This window comes from Thermomonas sp. HDW16 (assembly GCF_011302915.1).
Taxonomy (GTDB): domain Bacteria; phylum Pseudomonadota; class Gammaproteobacteria; order Xanthomonadales; family Xanthomonadaceae; genus Thermomonas.
Window position 1 is genome coordinate 1001325 of record NZ_CP049872.1, and the last position, 16372, is coordinate 1017696.

The 16372-nt window shown below is 64.8% G+C and carries 17 protein-coding genes; 4 read left to right on the forward strand and 13 right to left on the reverse strand.

Annotation, left to right across the window (positions count from 1 at the left end):
- Positions 1-48: 48 nt before the first annotated feature.
- The 8 genes from G7079_RS04510 to G7079_RS04545 all read right to left on the reverse strand — a co-directional run bounded on the left by G7079_RS04510 (position 49) and on the right by G7079_RS04545 (position 7072).
- Positions 49-372 carry a non-heme iron oxygenase ferredoxin subunit gene (locus G7079_RS04510; protein ID WP_166055972.1) on the reverse strand — a complete coding sequence of 108 codons (324 nt, stop codon included), beginning with the start codon at positions 370-372 and terminating at the stop codon, positions 49-51.
- Positions 365-901: a GNAT family N-acetyltransferase gene (locus G7079_RS04515; RefSeq protein ID WP_166055974.1), complete on the reverse strand. Its 537-nt coding sequence runs from the start codon at positions 899-901 to the stop codon at positions 365-367. The genes G7079_RS04510 and G7079_RS04515 overlap by 8 nt, the downstream gene beginning before the upstream one ends.
- The gene (locus G7079_RS04520; RefSeq protein ID WP_166055976.1) at positions 898-2124 is read right to left on the reverse strand and encodes a cysteine desulfurase; all 1227 of its coding nucleotides are present in this window, start codon (positions 2122-2124) and stop codon (positions 898-900) included. The genes G7079_RS04515 and G7079_RS04520 overlap by 4 nt, the downstream gene beginning before the upstream one ends.
- Positions 2121-3377 carry a Fe-S cluster assembly protein SufD gene (gene sufD, locus G7079_RS04525; protein ID WP_166055977.1) on the reverse strand — a complete coding sequence of 419 codons (1257 nt, stop codon included), beginning with the start codon at positions 3375-3377 and terminating at the stop codon, positions 2121-2123. The genes G7079_RS04520 and sufD overlap by 4 nt, the downstream gene beginning before the upstream one ends.
- Positions 3377-4141, reverse strand: coding sequence for a Fe-S cluster assembly ATPase SufC (sufC, locus tag G7079_RS04530; protein WP_166057833.1), 765 nt, complete (start codon positions 4139-4141; stop codon positions 3377-3379). The genes sufD and sufC overlap by 1 nt, the downstream gene beginning before the upstream one ends.
- 27 nt (positions 4142-4168) lie before the next feature.
- Positions 4169-5626, reverse strand: a complete 1458-nt coding sequence (gene sufB / locus G7079_RS04535; protein WP_166055979.1) for a Fe-S cluster assembly protein SufB — start codon at positions 5624-5626, stop codon at positions 4169-4171.
- Between the two features lie 10 nt (positions 5627-5636).
- Positions 5637-6086, reverse strand: a complete 450-nt coding sequence (locus tag G7079_RS04540; RefSeq protein WP_166055981.1) for an SUF system Fe-S cluster assembly regulator — start codon at positions 6084-6086, stop codon at positions 5637-5639.
- A gap of 86 nt (positions 6087-6172) precedes the next feature.
- Positions 6173-7072: an alpha/beta hydrolase gene (locus G7079_RS04545; protein ID WP_166055983.1), complete on the reverse strand. Its 900-nt coding sequence runs from the start codon at positions 7070-7072 to the stop codon at positions 6173-6175.
- 141 nt (positions 7073-7213) lie between these two features.
- Between G7079_RS04545 and G7079_RS04550 the strand changes: the two genes are divergently transcribed.
- Positions 7214-7678, forward strand: a complete 465-nt coding sequence (locus G7079_RS04550; RefSeq protein WP_166057834.1) for an SET domain-containing protein-lysine N-methyltransferase — start codon at positions 7214-7216, stop codon at positions 7676-7678.
- Between the two features lie 148 nt (positions 7679-7826).
- Positions 7827-10094: a DUF5916 domain-containing protein gene (locus G7079_RS04555; protein ID WP_166055985.1), complete on the forward strand. Its 2268-nt coding sequence runs from the start codon at positions 7827-7829 to the stop codon at positions 10092-10094.
- Between the two features lie 3 nt (positions 10095-10097).
- On the opposite strand, the gene G7079_RS04560 is transcribed toward G7079_RS04555, so the two are convergent.
- The 5 genes from G7079_RS04560 to fusA form a co-directional block, all read right to left on the reverse strand.
- Entirely contained in the window at positions 10098-10820 is a 723-nt protein-coding gene (locus tag G7079_RS04560) for a hypothetical protein (protein WP_166055987.1), read from the reverse strand.
- Positions 10817-11458, reverse strand: coding sequence for a hypothetical protein (locus tag G7079_RS04565; RefSeq protein ID WP_166055989.1), 642 nt, complete (start codon positions 11456-11458; stop codon positions 10817-10819). The genes G7079_RS04560 and G7079_RS04565 overlap by 4 nt, the downstream gene beginning before the upstream one ends.
- Positions 11459-11460: 2 nt before the next feature.
- Positions 11461-12018 (reverse strand): DUF1439 domain-containing protein, encoded by a 558-nt coding sequence (locus G7079_RS04570; RefSeq protein WP_166055991.1) that lies wholly within the window; start codon positions 12016-12018, stop codon positions 11461-11463.
- 73 nt (positions 12019-12091) lie between these two features.
- A complete protein-coding gene (locus tag G7079_RS04575) occupies positions 12092-12643 on the reverse strand; it encodes a M23 family metallopeptidase (protein ID WP_206203243.1) in 552 nt (183 codons plus the stop codon).
- 70 nt (positions 12644-12713) lie between these two features.
- On the reverse strand, positions 12714-14762 hold the full coding sequence (gene fusA / locus G7079_RS04580) for an elongation factor G (protein WP_166055993.1): 2049 nt from the start codon (positions 14760-14762) through the stop codon (positions 12714-12716).
- 211 nt (positions 14763-14973) lie between these two features.
- Here fusA and G7079_RS04585 point away from each other — a divergent pair, with 211 nt between their 5' ends.
- Both G7079_RS04585 and G7079_RS04590 read left to right on the forward strand, forming a co-directional pair.
- Positions 14974-15411 carry an OsmC family protein gene (locus G7079_RS04585; protein WP_166055995.1) on the forward strand — a complete coding sequence of 146 codons (438 nt, stop codon included), beginning with the start codon at positions 14974-14976 and terminating at the stop codon, positions 15409-15411.
- Positions 15412-15540: 129 nt separating this feature from the next.
- Complete coding sequence (locus G7079_RS04590) at positions 15541-16239, forward strand: glycine zipper 2TM domain-containing protein (protein WP_166055997.1); 699 nt, start codon at positions 15541-15543, stop codon at positions 16237-16239.
- Positions 16240-16372: the final 133 nt, after the last annotated feature.

Below are 16372 nucleotides of genomic sequence, written 5' to 3' on the forward strand. Positions count from 1 at the left end.
CATGTTAATGAGAACTATTCGCAAACGCAATCGATTCTCGAGAGAGAATCACTCTCGGTCGTCGCGGGTCCAGATGCCGGTGTCGTTGATCTTGACCGGGAACTTCGCGACCGGCTCATAGGCGGGTGCACACAGGGCGCGGCCATCGCGCACGTCGAAACGCGCGCCGTGCAGCACACATTCGATGCTGGCGGTCGCCGGGTCGAACGTACCGGCGGAAAGCTCGAAGTCCTCGTGGGAGCATCGATCCTCCAGCGCGTAAATCTCGCCGTCGTAATTGAACACGGCGATGGCGGTATCGCCGTCCCAGGCGGTAGTCATTTCGCCGGGCAGCAGTTGCGACGTCGCGCAGACGAACACCCATTCACCCATGGTGCAATTCCTTTTCCAACACTTCGAAGCGCAGGTCGTCGCGCGTGGGCAGGCCGAAGCGCGCGTCTCCGTAAGGGAATGGCTTGGTGATGCCGGTGCGCCGGTAGCCGCGGCGCTCATAGAAGGCGATCAGCTCGTCGCGGATATCGATCACTGTCATCCGCATCGCCGGCAGCTGCCATTCGTCGCGGGCGATGCGTTCGCATTCGGCCAGCACGTGCTTGCCAATGCCGCCGCCTTGCAAATCCGGCTTGACCGAGAACATGCCGAAATAACCGGCGCCGTCTTCTTCCGCGACATGTGCGCAGGCGAGCAGTTGCCCATCGCGTTCGGCCAGCACGATGCGGCTGTGCTCGCGTTCGAGGCAGGCGATCACGTCGTCGGCGCCGGTGCGGCGGCCGTCGAGGAAATCGGCTTCGGTGGTCCAGCCCTGTCTGCTGACATCGCCGCGATAGGCGGATTCGACCAGTGCCACGATGGCATCGATATCCGCCGCGTTGGCGGCGCGGAACTGCAGTGCTTGGTTCATGCGAGCAACGTCCTCACCTTGCGTAGCGCAGCCACGAAGGCATCGACTTCCTCGTGCGTGTTGTAGAACGCGAACGAGGCGCGGCAGGTCGCCGGCACGCCGTAGAACTGCATCAGCGGATGCGCACAATGATGGCCGGAGCGCACCGCCACGCCTTCCAGATCAAGCAGGGTGGCGAGGTCATGCGCATGCGCGCCATCGACCAGGAAGCTGATCACCGCCGCCTTGTGCGGGGCGGTGCCGATGATGCGCAGGCCGTCGATCTTCAGCAGTTCTTCGGTGGCGTGCCGCAACAGTTCGGTTTCGCGCGCGGCGATCTGCGGCATGCCGATGCCGCGCAGGTAATCCGTTGCCGTGCCCAGCCCGACATGGCCGGCGATGTTCGGCGTACCGGCTTCGAAGCGATGCGGCGGATCGTTGAAGATCGTGCCGGTGAAGCGCACTTCCTTGATCATCTCGCCGCCGCCCAGGAACGGCGGCATCGCCTGCAGGTGCTCGCGCCGCGCCCACAGCGCGCCGGTGCCGGTCGGTCCGCACATCTTGTGGCCGGTGACCGCGTAGAAATCGCAGCCCAGCGACGGGATGTCCAGTTGCAGGTGCGGCGCGGCCTGCGAGCCATCGACCACGCTGACGATGCCGCGCTTGCGCGCTTCACGGCAGATTTCGGCGATCGGGTTGATCGTGCCCAGCACGTTGCTGACATGGGTGATGCCGAGCAGTTTCACTTCCGGCGTCATCGCTGCGCGCAGCGCGTCCATGTCCAGCGTGCCGTCTTCGTGGATCTCGGCGACCTTGATCACCGCGCCGCTGCGCTGGGCGACCAACTGCCAGGGCACGATGTTGGCGTGGTGCTCCATCCGCGAGAGCAGGATCGCGTCGCCCGGCTTGAGCTGCGGCAGTGCCCACGAATACGCCACCAGGTTGATCGCGAAGGTGGTGCCGCTGCACAGCACCAGTTCGTCGTGATGCACGCCCAGGAACTGCGCGAGTTTTCGGCGCGATGCCTCGTAGGCTTCGGTGGCCTCGCTGCCCAGCGCATGCACGGCGCGGCTGACGTTGGCGTTGTGCTGGCGATAGAAATCGTCCACCGCCGCGATCACCGCTTCCGGCTTCTGGCTGGTATTGGCCGAATCCAGGTAGATCAGCGGCTTGCCGTGGACTTCGCGGCGCAACAGTGGAAAGTCGGCACGCACCGCGCTCCAGTCGATGGCAGCCTGGCTCATGCGCCCAGCCTCGCCAGTGCGCGATCCAGCGCCGCATCGCACAGCGTGCGGGTCGCATCGTCGTCGATGCCGGCGACCACTTCGCGGCAGAACGCCGCGGTCAGCAGGCGTCGCGCATCCGCTTCGGTCAGCCCGCGCGAACGCAGGTAGAACAGCGCGGTCGGGTCGAGCTGGCCGACGGTCGCGCCATGCGCGGCCTTCACTTCGTCGGCATGGATCTCCAGCACCGGCTGGGTGTCGATTTCGGCGTCGCTCGACAGCAACAGGTTCTTGTTCGAGAGATTCGCTTCGCTGCCGTCGGCGCCGGCGGCAATCGTGATGCCGCCATGGAACACCGCCTTGCCGCGTTGGCCGGCAAGACCACGCCAGGTCAAAGAGCACGACGTGTCACGGGCGAGGTGATCGATACCGAGGCGGGTATCGACATGCCGGCGGCCATCGGCCAGCAGCACGCCGTCGGCGCGCAGCGTGGCGCCTTCGCCTTCGAGGCGGACATTCAATTCATGTCGCGACAGCGCTGCGCCGAGTTCGAGGTCGACGCGCTCGTACACGGCCTCGCGGGCCAGCACTGCATCGGTGCGCGCGAACTGGGTGGCGCGTGCTGCCTCGTCCTGCAGGCGTACATGGCGCAGGCGTGCGCCTGCGGCGACATGCACATGGGCGATGCCGTTGCCGAGGTGGGCGTGTTCGCCGGCGGCGAGGTGGTGTTCGACCACGGTCGCGTTCGCGCCGCGACGCAGTTCGATGAACTGGCGCAGGTGCCAGGCGGCATCAGGCGCGGCTGCGCCGACGAAGACCAGGTGAATCGGCGCGACAACCTGCACGCCATCCTCGATCCGCAGTACCGCGCCCTCGCGGGCGAGGGCGGCATTGAGGCGCGCGAAGGGTTCATCGCTGCGCTCGTAGCGGCGCTGCAGGAAGTTGGTGGCGCGGGTTTCGCCTTCGACCAGCAACTGCGAAAGCGGCTGCAGCGAGACTCCCTCGGGCAAATCGTGCAGCGCGCTCAGCGCGGCATCGAAACGGCCATTGACGAAGACGATTCGCGGTGACGGAATCGCGGCCAGCACTTCGGGGTCAATCGTGGTGGCTTCGGCTGTCGCGAAACTGCGCCGCTCAAGCGCACGTAGCGGCGTGTACTTCCACGCTTCCGCGCGTGCATGCGGCAGGCCGTCGCGCAGCAACGCGTCCAGCATGTCGCGTCGTTCGGCATCGCCATCGAATGGCGCCGCCAGCGAGTCGAGCAATGCGCTCATCAGGCGATCGCTTCGGGCGCGACCCGATCCTTGAGCCAGGCATACCCGTGCGCTTCCAGCTCGAGCGCCAGTTCCGGGCCGCCGCTTTCGACGATGCGACCATCGGCCAGCACGTGCACGAAATCCGGCTGGATGTAATCGAGCAGGCGCTGGTAGTGGGTGATGACCAGGAAGCTGCGCCCGGCATCGCGCAGCGCGTTGACGCCGTCGGCGACCGACTTCAGTGCATCGATGTCGAGGCCGGAATCGGTTTCGTCGAGGATCGCCAGCTTCGGCTCGAGCAGGGCGAGCTGGAAGATCTCGTTGCGCTTCTTCTCGCCGCCGGAAAACCCTTCATTCACGCCGCGATGCAGCAGTTCGTCCTTCAGGTGCAGCACGGCGAGTTTCTCGCGCACGCGCTTGAGGAACTGCATCGAATCCAGTTCCGGCTCACCGCGTGCCTTGCGTTGCGCATTGAGCGCGGTGCGCAGGAAGTAGGTGTTGTTCACGCCCGGGATTTCCACCGGGTACTGGAAGGCCAGGAACACGCCGGCAGCGGCACGTTGTTCGGGCTCCAATGCCAGCAAGTCGAGTCCTTCGAATTCGACCGAGCCTTCGGTGACCTCATAGCCGTCACGCCCGGCCAGGATGTTGCCCAGGGTGGATTTGCCGGCGCCGTTGGGGCCCATGATGGCGTGCACTTCGCCGGACTTCACGTCCAGAGAAAGGCCCTTGAGGATTTCGCGACCGGCGACGGTGGCGTGGAGGTTGTCGATCTTCAACATTGATGCGTTTTCCATGATGCGGCGCCGTCAGCCGACGGAGCCTTCAAGCGAGACATCCAGCAATTTCTTGGCTTCCACCGCGAATTCCATCGGCAGTTCGCGGAACACCGACTTGCAGAAACCGTCCACGATCAGCGAAACCGCGTCTTCCTGGCCGATGCCGCGCGAACGGCAATAGAACAGCTGGTCGTCGCTGATCTTGCTGGTGGTGGCTTCGTGCTCGACGGTGGCGCTGGGGTTCTTCACCTCGATGTAGGGGAAGGTATGCGCGCCGCATTTCTTGCCGATCAGCAGCGAGTCGCATTGAGTGTGGTTGCGCGCGCCTTCGGCGCTTGCGGCCACTTTCACCAGCCCGCGATAGCTGTTCTGGCCATGGCCGGCGCTGATGCCCTTGCTCACGATCTTGCTCTTGGTGCGCTTGCCGACGTGGATCATCTTGGTGCCGGTATCGGCCTGCTGGCGGTGGTGGGTGAGCGCCACGCTGTGGAATTCGCCCACGCTGTCGTCGCCCAGCAGCACGCAGCTCGGGTATTTCCAGGTGATCGCCGAACCGGTTTCCACCTGCGTCCAGGTCACCTTGCTGCGCGCGCCACGGCATTCGGCGCGCTTGGTGACGAAGTTGTAGATACCGCCCACGCCGTTCTCGTCACCGGGGTACCAGTTCTGTACGGTCGAATACTTGATCTCGGCATCGTCCAGCGCGACCAGCTCCACCACAGCGGCATGCAGCTGGTTCTCGTCGCGCATCGGCGCGGTGCAGCCCTCGAGGTACGACACGTAGGCCGATTCCTCGCACACGATCAGGGTGCGTTCGAACTGGCCGGTATGGCCGGCATTGATGCGGAAGTAGGTGCTCAGTTCCATCGGGCAACGCACGCCCTTGGGGATGAACACGAAACTGCCGTCGGAAAACACCGCCGAATTCAACGCGGCGAAATAGTTGTCGCCGGTCGGCACCACGGTGCCCAGGTATTTCTGCACCAGTTCGGGATGCTCGCGCACGGCTTCCGACATCGAGCAGAAGATCACGCCCTTTTCGGCGAGTTCCTTGCGATAGGTCGTTCCCACGCTGACCGAATCGAACACTGCATCCACTGCCACGCCGGCCAGCTTGGCACGTTCGTGCAGCGGCACGCCGAGCTTGTCGTAGGTGTCCAGCAATTCCTGCGGCACTTCATCGAGCGAGGCGTACTTGGCCTTCGGCGCGCTGTAGTAACTCAGCGTCTGCAGGTCGATCGGGCCGATCTTCAGCTTCGCCCAATCCGGCATCGGCATGGTCAGGAAGTGCCGGTAGGCGGCCAGCCGCCAGTCGGTCATCCATTCCGGCTCGTCCTTCTTCGCCGACAGCGCGCGGATGATGTCCTCGGACAGTCCGGGCGGCAGCGAATCGGATTCGATCTCGGTGATGAAGCCGGCCTCGTACTTGCGGCCGAGCTGGGCGTGGATTTGCTCGTTTTGAATCGGTGCGTTCTGTTGTTCGCTCATGGCTGCGTCCTCACGCATTCGCCAGCTGCACGGGAATGCCTTTGCGCGGTGCGGGCGGCAGCGGACCCAGCATCTGCGCCAGGGAGACGCCGCGCAGCGCGTCGGCGACCACGTCGTTGATCCGCCGCCAGTTGGCGCGGACACCACAGGAATCCTCGATGCCGCATTGGCCGGCATGCACGCTGCATTCGGTCATGCCCAGCGGGCCTTCCATCGCTTCGACGATCTCGACCAGCGAAATCTCGGCGGCGTCGCGCGCCAGCCGGTAGCCGCCGTTGGCACCGCGGAAGCCGTCCACCAGGCCGGCCTGGGCCAGCGGTTTCAACACCTTGGCCACGGTGGGCACTTCCAGTCCGGCCAGTTCGGCCAGATCGGGGGCGCTGAGCACATCGCCCGGGCGCGCGGCGAGCGCGGTCAGGACGACGGTGGCGTAGTCGGTGAGTTTGGTGACGCGGAGCATGGCTTGCGATGGCTGGCCAGGAGGAAAGGATTAAAACGTACCGGAATTGTACGATTTAAGGCGGTCGCAGCCAAGCAAGGCCGGCATCAATCTGCCAAACGGTCGATCCAGGCCGTCACGGCGCGGGTATGGGCCGATGGTGCGCCGAGGCTGCTGTTGACCTCGCCATGGCTGAGGTCTTCCGGCAGCACTTGCATCGGCACGCCCAGGTTGCGCGCCTTGTCCGCCAGCGTGCGGCCCTGCGGGCAGGAATCCGACCGCTGGCTGGAACAGACGATCAGCATCGGCAGGCTACGCCGGGTCAACTGGTCGTAGGGGGAGGCGGCGGCCCAGAATCGTGGATCGGTGCCGAATGCGTTGCGATAGAGTTCCGGCAGCCTCGGTTTGTCCATCAGCTCCGGCACATTCATGGCCGCGCTGTCCAGCGAGACTACGCCCAGCGGACGCGATGCGCCGGCTTGCAGCAGCAACGATGGTGACGCGCCGAGCAGGGCGACCAGGTGCGCGCCAGCCGAGTGCCCCATCAACACCAGCCGCTGCGGGTCTGCGCGCCACTGTCGCGCGCGCTTCTGCACGGATGCCACGGCGGCCGCGACATCGTGCGCCTGCTGCAGCGGATCGGCATCCGGCAACAGGCGGTAGTCGACCGACACGAACACGTAGCCCTTCGCCAGCCAGTGCGCAGCCTTCCCGCCCACCACGCCCGGACTGGCCTTGTCGCCGCGGCGCCACCCGCCGCCATGCACCATCAACAGGATCGGCGCGCCCGGTTTCGCGTTCGTGGGCAGGTAGACGTCGTAGCGTTGCTCGGGGTGCGTGCCGTAGGCGATGTCGTGCTCGACGCGGGTGCCGGCGGGCAATGCCGTGGTCGCGCGTGCTTCGCGGCGTTGTTCAAGCAATTGACGCAAGCGCTGCTGCGCATGGCCGGGGGTCGAGAGCGTGGCGAACGCCACGAGGGCGGCGATCGCGATGGTCGGCAGGCGCATGTCGGGACTCCGTCGGGCTTGTCGAGTCAACGTGCCGATCAGGCCGGGGTTGACCGATGACGAAGTGCCGCTTCAGGTAACTGCATGGCGCGCGGCGCTCCGGCTCGGCACAATGGCGGCCCCGCCGTGCAACGCAAGCCCATGCCGAAGAAGATCGAGACCCGCAAATCCGCCATCCACGGCAACGGCATGTTCGCCATCGCCCCGATCAAGAAAGGCGAGCGCCTGATCGAATACAAGGGCCGCCGCCGCACCCACGAAGAAGTGGACGAGGGCGAGAGCGGCGATGTCGACAGCGGCCATACCTTCCTGTTCACCCTCAATGACGAGTGGGTGATCGATGCGAATTTCGAAGGCAACGATGCGCGCTGGATCAACCACAGCTGCGATCCGAACTGCGAGGCGATCCTCGACGAGAACGAGGACGACCCGAAGCAGTCGCGGGTGTTCATCGAATCGATCCGCGCGATCAAGCCGGGCGAAGAGCTGACCTACGATTACGGCATCACCCTGGCCGAGCGCCATACCCCGCGCTTGAAGAAGATATGGGCCTGCCGTTGTGGCGCGAAGAACTGCACCGGGACGATGTTGCGGCCGAAGCGCTAACGCGGGTTCGTGCTGGTTCCGGCCAGCATCAAGGGCCGGGATGCCGGATCCCTGTCGAAGGTTTACATGACTTGTGCCAGTCGGTAACGGTTAACGGAATCGTTACCGTACACGTCATCGCAGCAATGGCTGCCCTTCGACGACGCCCATGCGCCTGTCCCCGAAATTCTCGTTGTTGACCCTTGCCGTCCTGTCCGCCTTGTCGGTGCCCGCGTTCGCGCAGGTGAAGGTGGATGGCGTGATCGATCCCGCCGAATGGCAGGGCGCGCGCCACGTCACCGATTTCAGGATGGTGCAGCCGTTTACCCAGGCGGCGAGCCGCCACCCGACCGAAGCCTGGATCCTGGCCACGCCGGATGGCCTGGCGGTGGCGTTCCGCAACACCAAGCTCGCCGGTGTCGAAACCCCGCGCCAACGCAGTGCGCGCGACCAGGACGTGGCGATCGATCGCGTCAACCTGATGCTGGATTTCGATGGCGATGGCCGCAGCGGCTACGACTTCACCCTGAGCGCCAGCGATGGCGTGCAGGACTCCACCATCACCAGCGGCGGCAACTTCAGCACCGATTGGGATGGCAGCTGGCAGCACGCGGTGGTCGATGGCGAGGGCGAATGGACGGCCGAGCTGCTGATCCCCTGGCATACCGCGCCGATGAAGAAAGCCGCTGGCGACAAGCGCACGGTGGCGGTGTACCTGGATCGCGTGATCGGCAGCATCAACGAGCGCATGGCCTGGCCGGCGGTGAGCTTCGAGCGGCCGCAGTTCCTCAACCAGTTCGAGAAGATCGAGATCCCGGCGTATTCGCAATCGCTGCTGGCAGTCACGCCCTACGTGGTGGGCCTGCACGACCTGGTGGCGAAGGACAACAGCTTCGATGCCGGCGCCGACGTGTTCTGGAAGCCGAACAGCCAGTTCCAGCTCAGCGCGACCATCAATCCCGACTTCGGCCAGGTCGAAAGCGATTCGCTGGTGGTGAATTTCAGTGCGCAGGAAAGCTTCTTCGGCGACAAGCGCCCGTTCTTCACCGAGAACCAGGGCTTCTTCGACTTCGGCATGTTGCTGGACAACAGCCAGCTGCTGTACACCCGCCGCGTCGGTGCTATGGCGGACGACGGCAGCGGCGCGGGCGACATCCTGGGCGCGGCCAAATTCAACGGCAGTATCGGCGGTACCCAATACGGCGCGTTTCTCGCCGACGAACGCGGCGATGCCGGTCGTCGTTTCAGCGCGTTGCGCCTGCAGCGTTCGTTCGGTACGCAGAACCTGGGGGTGATGCTGACCAATGTGGATCGCCCCTTCCTGGATCGCAGCGCGACCGTGCTGGGCTTCGACCATCGCTGGCAGCCCGACCCAAGTTTGACCGTGTCCAGCACATTGGTTGGCAGCGATGTGGACGTGGCCGGCCAACACACCCGCGATTTCGGTTTCACCAGCATCGCGCAGAAGACCCTGGACAAGGGCTGGACGCTGACCGGTCTGCTGATCCATTACGGCGAGGATTTCCAGATCAACGATGCCGGTTATCTGGGCCGTAATGACCTCAACTACGGTCAGTTCGAAGTGGGCAAGCGCATCACTGCACTCCCCGAAGGTTCTGCGTATTCCTCGCACAACATCCGCTCGCGCATCGAAGGCCTGCAGAACAACGATGGCCTGTGGCTGCAGCGGCAGTTCCGCTTCTACGTCAACAGCCAACGCAAGGACGGTGGTTTCCTGGGCTGGAATTTCCAGCTGCGCACCGCCGCGTACGACGACGAAATCACTCGCGGCCACAACCCGATGCATGTGCGCAACGGCGGCAGCGCCTACATCGAGCGCAACCTGCCGCGGATCGGCAACTGGAAATTCGGGGCGGATGCCAGCATCGGCGTGGCCGGTGGCCTGCGCGAGGACACGCCGTACTCGTGGAGCGTGTCGGCCAACGGCACCTACTACATCAGCGATGCGCTCAACATCGAACTGTGGGTCGGGCACGTGATGGATCAGGAGATGCTGATCTGGCAGGGCGGCGACCTGGGACCTGGCTACGAGAACGTGGTCGCCGGTTTCCACATGAACCGCTATGACATGAGCGCCAGCCTGAACTGGAACATCGGCACGAAACAGGAACTGCGGGTGAAGCTGGAGGCGTTGGGCTTCGATGCCGCTGATCCGACCGCATGGCGAATCCGCGCGGATGGCCGCGGCCTGCGCAGCAATGATCCGGTGCAAGGATTCAGCCTGCGCAACATGGGCTTCCAGGTGCGCTATCGCTACGAACTGGCACCGTTGTCGAACCTGTACGTGGTGTACGGCCGCGGCGGCTTCGGTTACGACGCTTTCGCCGATGGTGCGTTCAATCAGTTCAACAATGCCTTCAGCCTGCGCAACGACGAGCAGCTGGTGGTCAAGTTGGCCTACCGCTTCGAACTGTAGTGGTCATTCGTCGCCGTCGTTGGGCCAGCTGATGCCGAGCTCGGCGACGACCAAATCCTTGCCGATACCGGGCCACTTGCCATCGTCGCTGCGGAAAACGGTGTCGCCCGATGGCAAGGCGGCATCCCCTGCGCCTGCGCGCGCCGACAGGGTGACCCGGTGAAACAGCGGGTTGTCGACGGCGTTCGCGAGTTTGCCGCCATGCCAGTCCTGCACAGTGCCGCCGTAGTCCCAGTCCAGTCCGTAGAAGCTGACGGGTGCGTCGTTGAGCGCCGCCAGCTCCGCCAGCGTCATCCCCGTGCGCAGGCCCGATGCGTCATGCCAGAGCGAATCGGCGGAGGCCACGCGCAATTCGCGGATCGGCGCGTCGGGATCGTTCGCGTCCAGCACCAGTTCCAGCCGCTTGCGTGGATCGTCCGGGAATACGACCAGCGCGGGATAGCTGCCGATGCCTTCGGCACCATCGAAGGTTTCCTCGCGCATATTCGCCTTGCCGAAACGCGTCTCAAGTTGCAGTCGCGTAGTCAGCGGCCCGATGTCGCCGGGTAGCAGCCAGGTTTCTGCTGGGGTGGCGGGGACTTCAATCGGCGTCGGCGATGCTGCCGGCGGTGGTACGGGGCTCGATGTCGTGTCGTCATGCTTCGCCGCCGTTGACGGCGACTGCGGCGTCGGTGTGCAGGCGCCAAGCGCGGCGGCCAGTCCAACGGCCAGCACCCACCGATTCATTGCACGATGGCGCGCAGGTCGGCCGACGCGATGTGCCAGCTCTGTTGCGCTGGTGTGGCGCCGTCGACCACGCTGCGGCGAAGGGTGTAAGTGCCGGCGTAGCGGCGCAGGCTGCCGTCGGCCTGGCGGGTCTCCAACGTGAGCGGAATCTCGATATAGCGCGAGCCGGCGGCGCCTTCGATACGGCCGGGCGTGCCCAGCTCCATCGATACGCCGCTCGTGGCGGAGAAGCCGGCCGCGAACTGTTGCGGTGTTTGTCCGCTGGCGCGCCCACCGTCGCCCCAGAGCGCATAGGCGGTGGCAAGATCGCGTGCGTTGATCGCCGCGTAATAGTTTCGCAGCACGGACATCGCTTGTTGCGCGTCGTCGGCTTGGTCGATTGGCGCGGTGGCATCGCTGTTTTCTATCGGTGACTCGTTCGTTGCCGGGGGTTGTTCGGCAACAGGTACCTGTGCGGAATCGGCGGCGGGATGGGCAACCGCCACACCCGGGTTCGGCATGCCGGTCACCGAGCCACTGGCGGCGGCGGGTTTCGGCAGGCCATCTTCGCCCGATGCGCCGCCGGCAGCGGACTTGTCGCCGCCGCAGGCGGCAAGCAGGCAGCAGCAAAGCAGGAATGCGGAACGGTATGCGCGCATGGTCAATCCAGTTGCAGGGTGATGATGCCGCTGTCGATGTTCACCCGCTCGATCCGGCGCGAGGCGATGCGGCCGAAGGTGGTGTCGTCGAGGCGATAGACCGGTTCTTCGCGCGCATAGTCCAGCAGCCAGCTGTTGAGCATGGAACGCGCGGAATCGTTCATCACCCCACCGAGTGCGGGCACGTCGACCGACACGATCTCGGGATTGTCCAGGTGCAGGCCGCGGGTGCCGGCATCGAAGCGCAACCCGCTTTCCAGCGCGAAATGCCCGGATGGACTGCGTGCAGTGTTGCCCATGCCGGCCAAGCCGATGTCGAAATCCAGTTTCAGCCGGCCGCCACCGGGCAGGCTGAGGCGTGGATTGAGTAGGCTGACGCTGACCAGTCCGCCAAGCTTCCTGTAGTCGCGCGGGAACTTGCGATCCAGCTGCGATTGCAGCTGCGGCGCGGTGAAACTGATGTCGCGGCCGAACAGGGCCGCCGCGCCATCCAGCGTGGAGCACGCCGCGACCAGCAGCGTGGCGGCGGCAAGGACGAAGATCGCGGCAATTCGGCGCATGACGGCATCCATCCGGAAACTGCGCGCACATTAACCCGTCGCGATGAATCCCGCATGGCTGCATGGGCGATGTTCAGCGTGCCGGGGCATCGTGAAGGCGAGGGTATGGATTCGTCGCGCCGCGCGTACCGTAGATGCCGTAATGCAGATGCGGAGGGGTGCCACGGGCGTTGCCGGTATCGCCGACGAAGCCCAGAAAATCCCCTGCACGAACGACTCGGTATTGGCGCAGGCCCGGTGCCCATCCATCCAGGTGCGCGTAGTAGTGGCGTTCTCCACCAGGGCCGAGCACCCAGACATGCTTGCCGCCGATCCCGTAATCGCCAATGCGTACCACGATGCCGCGGGTGGCGCTGGTCACCGGCGTACCGCGCTTGGCGAAGATGTCGGTACCCTCGTGCCGGCGACCGCCGCTGCGCGCGCCGCCCCAAGTATCGGCAATACGCTTGGCGCGCACGCCTTGTACGGGAACGGGCAACTCCATGACTGCCGGCATCCGCCAGATGCGCACTGCTTCGGGCAGGGCGCGCAGCATGGCCGAACCGTTCGCCAGCCAAAGCGAAACCGCCAGCAATGCAAGCAGGCACAACGACATCGCGATGGTGCGTTGTGCGCGATGGGTCATGGCGTGGCGGCATCGCAGGCGTGGTGCCCACGATGCCGCATCCGGGTGAAGCCGATGTGTCGCGCCGGCTTCAGTCTTCTTCGTGGTGCGGCTTGTACGACTCGACCAGCTTCTGCTGCACCTGCGCCGGCACCGGTTCGTAGTGCGAGAAGTCCAGCGCGTAACGGCCACGGCCAGCGGTCACCGACTTCAGTTCCGCCGCATAGCCCTCCAGTTCCGACAACGGCACCTGCGCCTTGACCACGATCTCGCCGCCGCGCACGGAATCGGTACCGCTGATCCGTGCGCGTTTCGATGACAGTCCGCCGCTGATATCGCCCATGTGCTGCTCGGGCGCGGTCACTTCAAGCTCCGCGATCGGTTCCAGCACCTGCGGCCGCGCCTTGCCGATGGCATCGAGGAAGGCCTTCTTGCCGGCGGCAACGAAGGCGACTTCCTTGGAATCCACCGGATGGTGCTTGCCGTCGTACACGATCACCCGCACGTCCTGCATCGGATAGCCGGCCACCGCGCCGCCGGACAGCACTTGGCGCACGCCTTTTTCCACTGCCGGCAGGAATTGGCCGGGGATGGTGCCGCCCTTCACTTCGTCGACGAACTCGAAGCCGCCGCCGCGCGGCAGCGGCTCGATGCGCAGGAACACTTCGCCGAACTGGCCGGCGCCGCCGGTCTGCTTCTTGTGGCGATGGTGGCCTTCGGCCTTGGCGCCGATGGTTTCCCGATAGGCGATGCGTGGCGGGCGCGCGTCGACTTCGACTCCATAGCGATCCTTCAGTCGCTCGAGGTTCACCCGCAGGTGCAGGTCGGACAGGCCACGGATCACGGTTTCGTTGGTTTCCAGTTCGTGTTCGACGTGGAAGCAGGGATCTTCCTCGGCCAACCGATGCAGGGCGATGGCCAGCTTCTGTTCCTGGCCCTTGCGGGTGACATCCAGGGCCAGGCCGAACATCGGCTTGGGGAAGGCCAGCGGCGCCAGGTGGATGTGATCCTCGTCGTGGCTGTCGTGCAGCACCGCATCGAAATGCAGTTCGTCGATCTTGGCGACCGCAGCGATATCGCCCGGGATCGCCTGCGCGACTTCCACGTGATCCTTGCCCTTGAGCTTGAACAGGTGAGCGACCTTGAACGGTTTCTTGCCGTCGTCGACGAACAGCTGGGTGTCCTTCTTCACCGTGCCCTGGTAGACGCGGAAGATGCCGAGCTTGCCGACGAAGGGGTCGTTGACGATCTTGAACACGTCGGCGATCACATGCGCATTCGGATCGGGATTGGCGATGATCGGCTGCGCGTCCTCGCCACTGCCTTTCACGAACGGCGGCGGGTTGGCTTCACCTGGATGCGGGAACAGTTTTTCGGCGATATCCAGCAGCTCGCGCACGCCGGCGCCGCTGCGCGCGGATACGAAGCACACCGGCACCAGGTGGCCCTCGCGCAAGCATTGTTCGAAGGCGTCGTGCAGTTCCTGTCCGGACAGGCCGTCCTCGCCGACATCCAAGTAGTGATCCATCACCGTTTCGTTGATCTCGACCACCTGGTCGATGATCTTCTGGTGCCAGTCGGCAACCGGGCCCAGGTTGCTGGTGCCGGTGGATTGCCAGAAGCAATTGACCACCGATTTGCCGCCTTCTGCGGGCAGGTTGAGCGGCAGCACTTCGGGGCCGAAGGTCTCGCGCAGATTGTCGAGTAGTGCGCCGAGCTTGGCGCCCGGATGATCGATCTTGTTGACCACGATCACCCGGCACAGACCGCGCGCCTTGGCGTGCTCCAACATCCGCTGGGTGCCGTAGCTGATGCCGGTGTCGGCATCGACCACCACCGCCACGGTTTCCACCGCGGCCAGCGCGGACAGTGTGGGGCCACGGAAATCCGGATAGCCGGGCGTGTCGATCAGGTTGAGATGGATGCCGGCATGGTCGGTGCTGCCGATGGCGGCATCGATCGAGTGGCCGCGTTGTTTTTCCATCGGATCGAAATCGGAGACCGTGCTGCCGCGTTCGATGGTGCCTGCCGTCTGTATCGCGCCACCGGCATGCAGCAGGGCTTCGAACAAGGTGGTTTTGCCGGCGCCGGGGTGGCCCGCCAGGGCCACGTTGCGGATCTGCTGTGTGCTGTAGGACATGAGTCCGTCTCTCCCTTGGTGGGTTGAAAGGACGTCATGGCTGTCCGCGCTTCGCGCCGGAGCGGGTGCGCTCGGCGGGCGGTCATGGCGGACATGCACCTTAGCGCGGAACCCCGCTGCGCGGAATCGCGGGCTGTCTTGCAGTGCAACATGCACGTGGCGGTAACGAGCAAGCAGTAAGCTCGGCAGTCCAAATTCGCGGAGAACGACCATGGCTTTCAAGCGCTATGCCGATGCGGTGTGGAATGGCGACCTGCAGTACGGCAAGGGCAGCATGAGCACGCCGCAAAGCGGGCTGTTCGCGGAACAGAACTACTCATTCAAGACTCGTTTCGGAGACGATAAGGGCACCAATCCCGAGGAGTTGCTGGCTGCTGCGCATGCAGGATGTTTCTCGATGGCGTTGTCGGCGGTGCTTGGCAAGGAAGGCTTCGTCCCGGACAACATCGAAACCCGCGCCGAGGCGACGATGGAGCCGGGCATGGATCCCGGCCCGACCATCACCGGCGTGAACCTGATCGTCAAGGCGAAGGTGCCGGGCATCGACGCCGCGCAGTTCCAGCAGATCGCCGAAGCGGCCAAGGCTGGTTGCGTGATCTCGCGTGCGTTGGCAGTGCCGGTGAGCTTGCAGGCCACCCTGGAAAGCTAAGGCAGGGCAAGCTGTCGCCGCGCTAAATGGTTTTGGCGAAGCCGGTGGCATTCAGCTTCGCGTCAACCGCGTGGCCGCAGTGTTGGCATCGCGCCGGACAACCCACTTTCCCGGCGACGGGGATTCACCATGAAGCGCCTTTCCGCAGCACTGCTTGCCATCGGCCTTGTTTCCAGCAGCGCCGCTTTCGCGCAGTCGGGTTACGACCCGTCGCGCAGCGGCTATGGCAATGGCTATGAGCAGGGTGATAGCTATACCGACTACGCGCGTGTGATCCGCGTGGATCCGGTGCTCGATGGTCGGTATTCCTCGACTTCGAGCTACAACCGGAACGGCCAACGCTGCTACCAGAACACCACGGCGGGCAGTTACGAGCGCGATGGCGACTACGGCAACAACGGCTATCGCAACGATGGGTATCGTGATGATGGCTACTACCGCGACCAGTACGGCAACCCGCAGTACGGCAGCGGTGCCGGTCGCAACATCGCCACCGTGGTCGGCGGCATCGCCGGCGCGGTGCTGGGCAGCAAGGTCGGCAGCGGTACCGGCAGCTATGTCGGCACCGCGGTTGGCTCGATGGTGGGTGGCATGGCCGGCCGCCAGATCTACGACCAGACCCAGCGCAACCGCTACGTGCGCCCGAGCACCGTGCGTGTCTGCGATCCGGAACCGGTACGCGATGGTTACGACAGCTATCGCACCAACGATAGCCGTGCCAATGCCTACGACGTGACCTACGAATACAACGGTCGCCGTTATACCCGCCGCATGGATCACCACCCGGGTGATCGCGTGCGTGTGCGCGTGGATGTGTCGCCGCAGTAAGCGGATAGCGTCATGCAATGAACGAAGGGGCCGCATGGCCCCTTCGTTGTTTGTGCGATATCGATTGCGGATTCGGCAGGCGTGGCGGCCATTCGCTTCGCGACTCGAAATGTCGCTGCGCGAATGGCCGCCA